The 2,361-nt window shown below is 78.1% G+C and carries 1 protein-coding gene; it reads left to right on the top strand.

The annotated features are described in order from the left end of the window. A partial coding sequence (locus ACFV2X_RS55490) for a SpoIIE family protein phosphatase (protein WP_385631937.1) occupies positions 1–2,318 on the top strand: 2,318 nt, incomplete at its 5' end. Positions 2,319–2,361: the final 43 nt, after the last annotated feature.

Raw genomic sequence — 2,361 nt, 5'->3', positions numbered from 1 at the left:
CGCCCGAGGAACAGCCCGCCACGGGCCGGCGGCGGAGCCGCGGCCAGGGGGCCGCGCAGCGTGGCTCAGGCGCGGCGAGCGGACAGCGCGGCGGCGGCACCGCCGGGCAGCGCGGTGGCGGTACGGCAGGCCGACGCGGCGGAAGCGCGGCGGGCGGGCAGCGCGGTGGCGGTACGGCGGGGCGGCGGGCCGGGGCGGACTCGGACCGCCGGGCCCCGGCGGCCGGCGATCCGGCCAGTGACGCGGTAAGTGAGCACCCGGCGCAGCCGGAGCACGGCACACCGGAGGGCGAGCCTGTGTGGGACGCGGACCACAATGCCGCCAGGGGCGCGGCACGCCGGCCCGGGGCGCGGGACGGCGATCCCGGCCTCGGCGCCGAACCCCCGGCCGCCGGGGGCGACGGCACGGGCGGGCGGCGCGGCCGTGACGGCCGGGGAGCCGCCCGGCGCGGCCCGGCCGCGGGTGAGCATCCGCCGGCCGACGTGGGCGACGCCCGGGCCGCGGCCGAGGTCGGCTATCGCGCGCCCGAGGGCGGGGTGCCCGCGGTGCCTGCCGCGCCACCGCCGGGAAGCACCATCGCCACCGAGGCGGCCGCCGCGCGGGACCGTGGCGGGGACCGGCTGCGGTTCGTCGGCGCGGCGACCCGGCGGATCGCGCGCGGTATCGACCTGGACGAGATCGTGCTGGGCCTGTGCCGGGCCACCGTGCCGACCTTCGCCGACGCGATCCTGGTCTATCTGCGCGACCCGCTGCCGGTCGGCGACGAGCGCCCGGTCGGCCCGGTCGTGCTGCGGCTGCGCCGTACCGACCGCATCCCGCTGGACCCGGACACCGAGAGCGGCCGGCTGCCGCTGCTGCCCTCGCAGCCGGATCTGTCGCCCGCCGTGGGCGGCGGCCCGGCGGCCGAGCTGTGCGAGGTGGAGGCGGGCGGTCCGCTGAACGAGGTGCTGCGCGGGGTGCGGCCGGTCTTCGGCGACTCCTCGGCCGCCCGGGCCGCGCTGCCCGAACTGCTCGGTGAGCACACGTCGGTGGCCACGGGCCAGCGCACGGTCCTGGCGCCACTGCGGGGGCGGCGCCGGGTGATCGGCGCCGCCGTGTTCGTACGCCGCCCGGACCGGCCGCCGTTCGAGCCGGACGATCTGCTGGTCGCCGCCCAGCTGGCCACGCACACCGCGCTCGGCGTCGACAAGGCGGTGCTCTACGGCCGCGAGGTGTACATCGCCGACGAGCTCCAGCGCACCATGCTGCCCGATTCGCTGCCGCAGCCCACGGGCGTACGGCTGGCCAGCCGCTACCTCCCGGCCGCCGAGACGGCGCGGGTCGGCGGCGACTGGTACGACGCGATCCCGCTGCCGGGCAACCGCGTCGCGCTGGTGGTCGGCGATGTGATGGGCCACTCCATGACCTCGGCCGCGATCATGGGCCAGCTGCGCACCACCGCGCAGACCCTGGCCGGGCTCGACCTGCCGCCGCAGGAGGTGCTGCACCACCTCGACGAGCAGGCCCAGCGGCTGGGCACGGACCGCATGGCGACCTGCCTGTACGCGGTCTACGACCCGGTCGCGCACCGCATCGTGGTGGCCAACGCGGGCCATCCGCCGCCCCTGCTGCTGCACCGCGGCGGCCGTGCGGAGGTGCTGCGGGTGCCGCCGGGCGCGCCGATCGGGGTCGGCGGCGTCGACTTCGAGGCGGTCGAGCTGGACGCGCCCGCGGGCGCCACCCTGATGCTCTACACCGACGGTCTCGTCGAGTCGCGGATGCGCGATGTGTGGACCGGGATCGAGCAGCTGCGCGAGCGCCTGACGGCGACCGCCCGGCTCACCGGCCCCAACCCGCCGCCGCTGGAGCCGCTGTGCGACGAGGTGCTGGACATGCTCGGCCCGGGCGACCGGGACGACGATGTGGCGCTGCTGGCGGCCCGGTTCGAGGGGATCGCGCCCAGCGATGTCGCCTACTGGTTCCTGGACCCCAAGGCGCAGACGGCCGGGCAGGCGCGCCGGCTGGCGCGGCGGGCGCTGGCCCGGTGGGACCTGGACGATCTGACGGACGCGGTGGAGCTGCTGGTCAGCGAGGTGGTCACCAACGCCGTGCGGTACGCGGAGCGGCCGGTGACGCTGCGTCTGCTGCGGACGGACGTACTGCGCTGCGAGGTCGGGGACGATGTGCCGCAGCTGCCGCGGCTGCGCCAGGCCCGGCCGTCCGACGAGGGCGGGCGCGGGCTGTACCTGGTCAACCGGATGGCGCGGCGGTGGGGCGCGACGCGGCTGAGCACGGGCAAGGTCGTGTGGTTCGAGCTGGCGATGCCGCCGCGGTCCTGACCCACCTCATACGGCGGGGGGGGGGGGGGGGGCGGGGCCCCCC

The sequence above is a fragment of the Streptomyces sp. NPDC059679 genome (assembly GCF_042734105.1).
Lineage (GTDB): Bacteria > Actinomycetota > Actinomycetes > Streptomycetales > Streptomycetaceae > Streptomyces.
The sequence above is the reverse complement of the archived record's forward strand: the minus strand, read 5'-3'. Positions and strand labels throughout refer to the sequence as shown.